Source organism: Pseudonocardia sp. KRD291, from assembly GCF_019263595.1.
GTDB lineage: Bacteria > Actinomycetota > Actinomycetes > Mycobacteriales > Pseudonocardiaceae > Pseudonocardia.
The window spans coordinates 1-8288 of sequence record NZ_JADQDD010000268.1; the positions used below are offsets into that span (position 1 = coordinate 1).

The following is an 8288-nucleotide window of genomic DNA, read 5'->3' on the forward strand; positions in this document are numbered from 1 at the left end:
GGTCCGGGCCGTCGGAGCCGGACGGGCCGTCCTGTCCGGCGTCCGAGGTCGCCGACTCCGGCGCACCCGGCTCGAGCGAACCGGGGGTGCCGGACAGCGGCACCGTGGCCCGGAACCGCGCCCCGCCGAGCGTCTCGGCCTCGCCCGCGGTCACCGTCCCGCCGTGCGCCGAGACCAGCTCGGCGACGATCGCGAGCCCGAGACCGGACCCGCCGTCGCCGCGCGCCCGCGCCTCGTCGAGCCGGACGAACCGCTCGAACACCCGCGCCCGGTCGGCCTCGGGGACACCGGCGCCGTCGTCGTCGACGTCGATCACGGCCAGGTCGCCGTCGGCCCGCAGCGAGACCGACACCGTCGTCTCGGCGTGCCGGCGTGCGTTGTCCACCAGGTTGCGCAGCACCCGGACCAGCTGGCCCCGGTCGCCGACCACCCGCACCGGCTCGGTCGAGACGGTCACCGAGACCCGGGTGTCCGCGCTCGGGCGCACCCGCTCGGCCTCGACGATCTCGTCGAGGTCGACCTCCTCGCGGCGCGGCGCGAGCCCCCGCTCGTCGGCGCGGGCCAGGAACAGCAGGCCCTCGACGAGGCTGGTCAGCCGGCCGGTCTCGCCGCGCAGGGTCTGCACGGTCGCCAGGTCCGCCGAGTCCTTGCCCATGCCGTTGCCGAGCAGTTCCAGACCGGTGGACACGGTGGCCAGCGGGCTGCGGAGCTCGTGGCTGGCGTCGGCGACGAAGCGACGCTGGGTGGCCTGCGAGTCCTGCAGGCGGGAGAGCATCTGGTTCATCGTGCGGGCGAGGCGGCCGACCTCGTCCTGGGTGTGCGGCTCCGGCACCCGCCGGTCGAGGTCCCGGTCGGTCAGCCCGGCCACGCGCCGGCGCATCGCCTCGACCGGGCGCAGGGCCCGCCCCGCGAACAGGTAGGTGAAGAACCCGGTGACCAGTACCAGGATCGGGATGCCGACCGAGACCATCACCGCGACCGTGTCCACGGCCTGGTGCACCGACTTGAGCGGCTGCGCGGCCAGCACGGTGATCGGGCGACCGGTCGCCCGGAAGCCCTTCCCGACGATCGTCACCTCCTCGGTGCTGCCGTCCGCGAGCGTGATCTCCGCGCTCGGCACGACCAGGGTCTGGCGCGGGGCGAGCAGCCACTCCACCATCCGCGGCTGGCTGTCCAGGGTGTCCGAGGAACCGATCACCTGGACGTCGGTCTGCGGGCCGTTCGAGCCGACGCGGCTGTCCGGGTCGTCGGAGTCGTCGCCGTAGTCGGTGAGCACCTGGACGATGTCGCCGCGCTTACCGGTCGCGTCGATCGAGTTCCGCTTGGCGTCGCCGCTGCCGGTGAAGTTCCCGGCGATCCGCTGCCCGAGCACCTCGGCCTGGCTCTCCGCCGAGGACTCGCTCGACTGGCGCAGCTGGTGGTCGAGCAGCAGGACCAGCGAGACGCCGGCCACCGCCAGGACGACCGCCACCGCGGCGGCGGCCGCGAGCGCGGACACCACCCGCACGCCCATCCGGGCGCGCAGCCAGGACACGGCGCGCTTCACGCCGACCAGGGTATCCGGCGCAGCCTGAGCACGGGCTGAGGAGCCTCACCGAGCGTGAACGGACGTTAACCCCGGGGGTTACGCTGGTCCGATGACGACCGCCCCGGACGGGCCGCCGGCGCCGTCCCGGCGGGAGCAGATCCTCGCGGTGGCCGCCCGCCTGTTCGCCCGGCACGGCTTCCACGGCGTGAGCATCGCCGACCTGGGCGCGGCCGTCGGCGTCAGCGGCCCGGCGCTCTACCGGCACTTCTCCGGCAAGGAGGCGCTGCTCGCGGAGATGCTCGTCGGGATCAGCGAGCGCCTGCTCGAGGGCGGCCGGGCGCGCAGCCGCGGCGGCGACCCCCGCGCCGAGCTGGCCGACCTGGTCGAGTTCCACGTCGAGTTCGCCACCCGGGAGCCGGAACTGATCGTGGTGCAGGACCGTGACCTGGCCAACCTGCCCGACGAGGCGCGGCGCCGGGTCCGCCAGCTGCAGCGGACCTACGTCGAGATCTGGGTGGACACGCTGCGCCGGGTGCACCCGCAGATGTCCCCGTCCGCGGCCCGGGTCGCCGCACACGGGGTGTTCGGGCTGATGAACTCCACCCCGTACTCGGCCTCGTCCGCGGCCGACCCGGCTCCGTCAGCGGCCGCCGGGGGCCCCGGCGCGGACCTGCACGTCGAGGTCGGCGTCCTGCGCCGGATGGCCCTCGGCGCGCTCGACGCGGGCTGATCCGGCGCCGCCCTGTTCACCGCTCCGTCCACCGCGGCGGGCACCACGCCGCGAACCGGCCAGCAGGCGCAGGCCGTTCAGGCAGACCAGCACCGTCGAGAGCTCGTGCCCGGCCACGCCGACCGCCAGCGGCAGCGTCCCGAACAGGTCCCAGCCGACCAGGACGACGATCACCGCCGCGGCGAAGGCCAGGTTCACCCGCGCCACCCGGCGGGCGCGGCGGGCCAGCTCCACCAACGGGGCCAGTGACCCGAGCGGGTCGCGCATCAGCACCCCGTTCGCGGCCTCGATGCTCAGCGCACCGGCACCCGTTCCGCCTGCGCCCGTTCCCCCGGCACCCGCATGGGCGCCGACGACCAGGCCGACGTCCGCCCCGGCCAGCAACGGGGCGTCGTTGATGCCGTCGCCGGCGGCGAGCACCCGACGGCCCCCGCGCTGCAGGACCCGCACGTGCGCGAGCTTGTCCGCGGGCAGCAGCCCGGAGTGCACGCGGGCCAGGCCCAGCCGGTCACCGATCACCCGGGCCGGCTCCGCGGCGTCCCCGGTGAGCACCTCCGGCTCGACGCCGACGACCCGGCGCAGCTCGGCCAGCGCGTCCGCGGCGCCGTCGCGGGGCTCGTCGGCCAGCCCGATCACGCCCGCCACCGCGCCGTCGACCTGCACCAGCACGGCGGTGCGTCCGGCCCGGTGCTGCGCGGTCACCTCCGGCGACACGGCGCCGTCCGGGTCCGGGCGGCCGACCGTTACGGTCACCGGCCCGCCGGTCCGGGGTCGCACCCGGGCCCGGACGCCCTCCCCGGGCAGCGCGGTGAACTCCCCGGCCTCCGGGACCAGCAGCCCGCGCGCCCCGGCGTGCCCGCGCACCGCCCGTCCGAGCACGTGCTCGGAGCCCGACTCGGCCGCGGCGGCGAGCGCGAGCACCTCGTCCGCGGCGTACCCGCCGACGCCCACGACGTCGACGACCTGCGGGCGCCCGACGGTGAGCGTGCCCGTCTTGTCCAGCACCACGGCGTCGACCTCGGCCAGCGCCTCCAGCACGGTCGCGTCCTTGACCAGCGTGCCGCGCCGCCCGGCGACCGCGATCGCGGCCAGCAACGGCGGCATCGTCGCCAGCACGATCGCGCACGGCGAGGCGACGATCATGAACGTCATGGCGCGCAGCAGCGTCTCCCGGAAGTCCGCCCCGGCCAGCAGCGGCACGGTCAGCAACGCCAGCGCCGCGACGACCACGACCACCGAGTAGCGCTGCTCGACCCGCTCGATGAACAGCTGCCGGTGCGACCTCGTCTCGCTGGCCCGTGCCACCTGCACGGCGATCCCGGCGGCCACCGAGTCGGCGGCGTCACGCGCGACCCGCACCCGCAGCACCCCGGTCCCGTTCACGGTGCCGGCGAGCACGTCGTCGCCCGGACCGCGGCGCGCCGGCACCGGCTCGCCGGTGAGGCTCGACGTGTCGACCTCGCTGACGCCCTCGAGCACCGCCCCGTCGCCGGGGATCCGCTCGCCGGGGCGGACCAGCACCTCGTCGCCGACGACGAGGTCCGCGGCCGCGACCTCGCGCTCGCCGTCCGGACCGACCAGCGTCGCGGTCTCCGGGGCCAGGTCGAGCAGCGCGTCGATGCTGGAGCGGGTGCGCGCCGTCATCACCGCCTCCAGCGCGCCGGAGCTCGCGAAGATGACGATCAGCAGCCCGCCGTCGAACCACTGCCCGATCGACGCGGCAGCGACCGCGGCCACCACCATCAGCAGGTCCACGTCCAGGGTCCGCCCGCGCAGCGCGCGCAGCCCCTCCCGCAGCGGCTCCCAGCCGCCGGCGAGGTAGCAGGCCAGGTAGGCCGCGCCGACGAGCGCCACCGGCGCACCGAGCAGGTCGGCCGTGACGGCCACCAGGAACGCGGCCAGGGACACCACGGCCCATCGGACCTCGTCGAGTCGCAGGGCGGATCGCATGTCGGTCACACTACCTGCGTACTCACGAAGGTACGCAATCAGATGATCTTATCCGCTCATCGGTGCAGTCACGCAGATGTGCAGGCGAGGTAGGGTGGCCGGGTGCACGAGTCGATCCCCGGCTTCGAGATGCCGGACGAGGACGTGGTCCGCCGCGCCGCGGACTCGCTCCGCATGCTGGCCGACCCGACCCGGATCAAGATCCTCTGGGCGCTGCTGCAGGGCGAGTCGTCCGTCGCCTGCCTGGCCGACCTGGTCGGCGCCGCACCGACGGCGGTGAGCCAGCACCTGGCCAAGCTGCGCCTGGCCGGGGTGGTGGAGAACCGCCGCGAGGGCACGTTCGTCTACTACACCGTCGAGGACCCGAACGTCCGCGCGCTGCTCGCGCAGGCCCTCGGGCGCGACCGCGCCGTCACGAGCTGACCGCCGTCGTCGGGACGACACGGGCGTTCGGGGTTGAACGCTGCGTGATCCGGCAACCCCGGTGGTGACGCGCCGGCCACCGGCCGGCTCCACGACCACGGAGGAGACCCATGGCTCGTCTGAGCGTAGGAACCGAGAACAACGACCAGGTGGAGCTCCACTACGAGGACAACGGCTCCGGTTCGCCGGTCGTGCTCATCCACGGCTGGCCGCTGTCCGGCCGGTCCTGGGAGAAGCAGGTCCCCGCGCTGGTCGAGGCCGGGCACCGGGTGATCACCTACGACCGCCGCGGGTTCGGTGACTCGTCGCAGCCGTGGGAGGGCTACGACTACGACACCTTCGCCGACGACCTGCACGCGCTGCTCGTACACCTGGACCTGCGCGACGCGACGCTGGTCGGCTTCTCGATGGGCGGCGGCGAGGTCGTCCGCTACATCGCGAAGCACGGCACCGACCGGGTGGCGAAGGCCGTGCTGGCCGCTGCCGTCCCGCCGTATCTCTACAAGTCCGACGACAACCCGGACGGCGGCCTCGACGACGCGACGATCGAGCAGTTCCAGGGCGGCGTGACCGGCGACCGGATCGCGTTCCTCGACGACTTCACGACGAGCTTCTTCGCGGCGGGCGACCGGACCGACCTGATCAGCGAGCCGAACCGGCTCTACCACCGCGCCATCGCCGAGTTCGCCTCGCCGAAGGGCACGCTGGACTGCATCACCGCGTTCGGGCGCACCGACTTCCGCGGGGACATCGAGAAGGTGACCGTCCCGACGCTGGTCATCCACGGCGACGCCGACGGCATCGTGCCGTTCGAGGTGTCCGGCAAGCGCTCGCACGAGTCGATCGAGGGTTCGCAGCTGGCCCTGATCGAGGGCGGCCCGCACGGGCTCAACGCCACGCACCCGGACGAGTTCAACAAGGCTCTGATCGACTTCCTGAAGAGCTGATACGTCCGACGACGAACGGGCCGGCCGCCCATCGCGGTCGGCCCGTTTCGCGTCTGTGGCGGGTACGGCCGGCTAGCCGAGCAGGGTCAGGTCGGCCGCGGAGAGCCGGTCCGACGCCGTCTGCTTCTGGTGCCAGTAGGGGTAGCGCAGCGGGGTCGCGCTGACCTCGTCGAGGCGGGCGACCTCGTCGTCGGTGAGGGCGAGCTCGGCCGCGGCCAGGTTGTCGCCGAGCTGCTCGGCGTTCCGCGCCCCGACGATCAGCGACGACACGCCGGGCTTGCGCAGCAGCCAGGCCAGCGACACCTGCGCCGCGGACACCCCGTGCGCCTCGCCGATCTCGACCGCGACCTCGACGATGTCGTAGAGGCGCTCCTGGTCGTGCACCGGGGGCTCGCTCCACTCGGTGAGGTGGCGCGAGGTCTCCGGGGAGTCCTTGTCGCGGCGGAACTTGCCCGAGAGCAGCCCGCCCGCCATCGGGCTCCACACGAGGATGCCCAGGTCCTGGTCGATCGTGGCCGGGACGAGCTCCTGCTCGGCGGCGCGCTCCTGCAGCGTGTAGTGGATCTGCTGGGAGACGAAGCGCTGCAGATGCTCGCGCTCGGAGACCCCGAGCGCCTTCATCAGGTGCCACGCCGAGTAGTTCGAGCAGCCGACGTAGCGGACCTTGCCCTTGCGCACGAGCGTGTCCAGCGCCTCGAGCGTCTCCTCCAGCGGCGTCTGCCCGTCCCAGGCGTGCACCTGGTAGAGGTCGATGTGGTCGACCCCGAGGCGGCGCAGGCTGTCCTCGCAGCCGCGCACGATGTGCTCGCGGGACAGGCCGGCGTCGTTCGGCCCGTCGCCCATCGGCATCCGGACCTTCGTGGCCAGCAGCAGGTCGTCGCGCCGGCCCTCGACCGCCTTGCCGACGATCTCCTCCGAGGCGCCCTGCGAGTAGACGTCGGCGGTGTCGATCATGTTGACGCCGCGGTCGAGACACAGGTCGACGAGCCTGCGCGCGCCGTCGACGTCGGTGTTGCCGAGGTTGGCGAAGTTGCCCTGCCCGCCGAAGGTCATCGTGCCGAGGGTCATGGTCGAGACGCGCAGGCCCGACCGTCCGAGCTGTCTGTACTCCATGGGTCCGACATTCCCCGGAACACGGCGCTCCATGCGGCGCCGTCCACCCCGGGTCGTTCACACGGGTCGTCGATCAGCCGGCCCGGGCCGCCGACCCGAGCACCGCCGGGCCGTCCGGGGTGCGGACCTCGATCGCGAGGCCGCCCCGGTCGGAGCCCAGCACGATCTCGATCGGGGTGCCGACCCGGACCGGGGCCACGAACTGCAGCTCCAGCGCCGTCCAGCCGGGTGGCAGCTCCTGCTGGACCAGTGCCGCCAGGAAGATCCCCTGCACCAGGGTCGCCCCGAACCGGGTCGACGCGGCGTAGTCCGGCTCGGTGTGGATCAGTCCGGTGCCGCCGCTGAGGACGCCGAACGCGTCGATGTCGTCCTGGGTGATCGTCCGTGTCGTCACGACGAGAACCCCCAGAGGATGGTGGACCGGGTCCGGGCCAGGAGCTCGTCGCCGCGCCGGTACTCCACCTCCAGCACGACGGTGGGCCGGTCCCGGACGTACCCGGCCTCGGCCACCGTGACCGCGACGTCCAGGTCGTCGCCGACCCGCGCGTCGGCGAACGGCAGGATCTGCTGGCGGACGTGCACGCTGCCCTGCTCCATCCGCCCGCCCATCGTCCGGTAGACCGGGTCGAACGTGGCGAACACCGACGAGGGCGCGACGCCCGGGCCCCGGACCGGGCCGGGCCCGGCCAGGCGGTCGTACTCCGCGACCAGCTCGGCGGTGATCGGGTACCGCCCGGTGTGCACGGAGCCGGGCACGAGCGCGTCGAACGGGATGTCGTCGAACTCCTGGTGGATCCGCGGGCTCATCGACCGGTCTGCCGGACCGTCGGGGCGACGCCGGTGCTGCCGCGGTTCACCCCGGTCAGGCCGCGGTCGCCGGGACGCCCGCCGTAGGCGGCGTGCATCCGCGGGCCCGCCGCGCGCAGGCCGCCGTCGACCGTGACGTCCTCACCGGTGACGAAGCGGGCCGCGTCCGAGACCAGGAACGCGATCACCTCGGCGACGTCGTCCGGGCGGCCCAGGTCCGGCCACGGCTGGATGTCCTGCAGCACGGCGGCGGTGCGCTCCTCGTCGTCGACGGCCAGTGGCGTGACGATCAGGCCGGGGGACACCGAGTTCACCCGGATCCGGTCCGGCGCCAGCTCCTCGGCCGCGACCCGGGTCAGGTTCACTACCGCTGCCTTGGCCGCCGAGTAGGCCTGCGGGCCCGCGCCGCCGCTGAACGCCGCGACCGAGGCGGTGTTCACGATCGCGCCGCCGTGTCCGGCCGCCCGCATCGCCCGCGCCCCGTGCTTGATCCCCAGGAGGACGCTGCGCACCAGTACCGCGAACGTCTCGTCCCAGTCCGCGACCTCGATCTCGGTGATCGCCCCGAACGCGCCGCCTACGCCGGCGTTGTTGACCACCGCGTCGATCCGCCCGAACCGCTCCACGCAGGCCCCGACGGCGCCGGCCACCGCGGTCTCGTCAGCCACGTCGACCTGCACGAACGTCGCCCCCAGCTCCTCGGCGGCGGCCGCTCCGGTCCCGGAGTTCAGGTCCGCCAGCACCACCTGCCAGCCGCGCTCGCGCAGCAGGGCGACGGTGGACCGCCCGA

General features: G+C 74.0%; 9 protein-coding genes. 3 read left to right on the top strand and 6 right to left on the bottom strand.

Features of this window, described 5'->3' with window-relative positions; all coding sequences use genetic code 11:
- Positions 1–1546 (bottom strand): HAMP domain-containing sensor histidine kinase (locus I4I78_RS33990; protein ID WP_218614212.1); only part of this gene is annotated, 1546 nt, incomplete at its 3' end.
- A 91-nt stretch (positions 1547–1637) separates the two neighbouring features.
- On the opposite strand from I4I78_RS33990, the gene I4I78_RS26460 reads away from it, so the two are divergent.
- Complete coding sequence (locus tag I4I78_RS26460) at positions 1638–2258, top strand: TetR/AcrR family transcriptional regulator (RefSeq protein ID WP_218614213.1); 621 nt, start codon at positions 1638–1640, stop codon at positions 2256–2258.
- Here the strand turns inward: I4I78_RS26460 and I4I78_RS26465 are convergent.
- Positions 2169–4208, bottom strand: coding sequence for a heavy metal translocating P-type ATPase (locus I4I78_RS26465; protein ID WP_218614214.1), 2040 nt, complete (start codon positions 4206–4208; stop codon positions 2169–2171). The two genes, I4I78_RS26460 and I4I78_RS26465, sit on opposite strands and share 90 nt — an antisense overlap.
- Positions 4209–4310: 102 nt before the next feature.
- Between I4I78_RS26465 and I4I78_RS26470 the strand changes: the two genes are divergently transcribed.
- Positions 4311–4631, top strand: coding sequence for a metalloregulator ArsR/SmtB family transcription factor (locus tag I4I78_RS26470; protein WP_218614215.1), 321 nt, complete (start codon positions 4311–4313; stop codon positions 4629–4631).
- 110 nt (positions 4632–4741) lie between these two features.
- Positions 4742–5578, top strand: a complete 837-nt coding sequence (locus I4I78_RS26475) for an alpha/beta fold hydrolase (RefSeq protein ID WP_218614216.1) — start codon at positions 4742–4744, stop codon at positions 5576–5578.
- Positions 5579–5650: 72 nt separating this feature from the next.
- Here I4I78_RS26475 and I4I78_RS26480 read toward each other — a convergent pair whose 3' ends face one another.
- The 4 genes from I4I78_RS26480 to I4I78_RS26495 all read right to left on the bottom strand — a co-directional run.
- Positions 5651–6691, bottom strand: coding sequence for an aldo/keto reductase (locus tag I4I78_RS26480; protein WP_218614217.1), 1041 nt, complete (start codon positions 6689–6691; stop codon positions 5651–5653).
- A 73-nt stretch (positions 6692–6764) separates the two neighbouring features.
- Positions 6765–7085 (bottom strand): MaoC/PaaZ C-terminal domain-containing protein, encoded by a 321-nt coding sequence (locus tag I4I78_RS26485; protein WP_218614218.1) that lies wholly within the window; start codon positions 7083–7085, stop codon positions 6765–6767.
- Complete coding sequence (locus I4I78_RS26490) at positions 7082–7498, bottom strand: hypothetical protein (protein WP_218614219.1); 417 nt, start codon at positions 7496–7498, stop codon at positions 7082–7084. The genes I4I78_RS26485 and I4I78_RS26490 overlap by 4 nt, the downstream gene beginning before the upstream one ends.
- Positions 7495–8288: SDR family NAD(P)-dependent oxidoreductase (locus tag I4I78_RS26495; RefSeq protein WP_218614220.1), on the bottom strand; the 794-nt coding region annotated here is incomplete at its 5' end. The genes I4I78_RS26495 and I4I78_RS26490, both read right to left, overlap by 4 nt.

What these genes read in the sequence shown, in the direction of transcription:
- I4I78_RS26475 (WP_218614216.1), top strand. Translation starts at nt 4,742, where the DNA reads ATGGCTCGTCTGAGCGTAGGAACCGAGAACAACGACCAGGTGGAGCTC.
- I4I78_RS26460 (WP_218614213.1), top strand. Translation starts at nt 1,638, where the DNA reads ATGACGACCGCCCCGGACGGGCCGCCGGCGCCGTCCCGGCGGGAGCAG.
- I4I78_RS26490 (WP_218614219.1), bottom strand. Translation starts at nt 7,498, where the DNA reads ATGAGCCCGCGGATCCACCAGGAGTTCGACGACATCCCGTTCGACGCG.
- I4I78_RS26480 (WP_218614217.1), bottom strand. Translation starts at nt 6,691, where the DNA reads ATGGAGTACAGACAGCTCGGACGGTCGGGCCTGCGCGTCTCGACCATG.
- I4I78_RS26465 (WP_218614214.1), bottom strand. Translation starts at nt 4,208, where the DNA reads ATGCGATCCGCCCTGCGACTCGACGAGGTCCGATGGGCCGTGGTGTCC.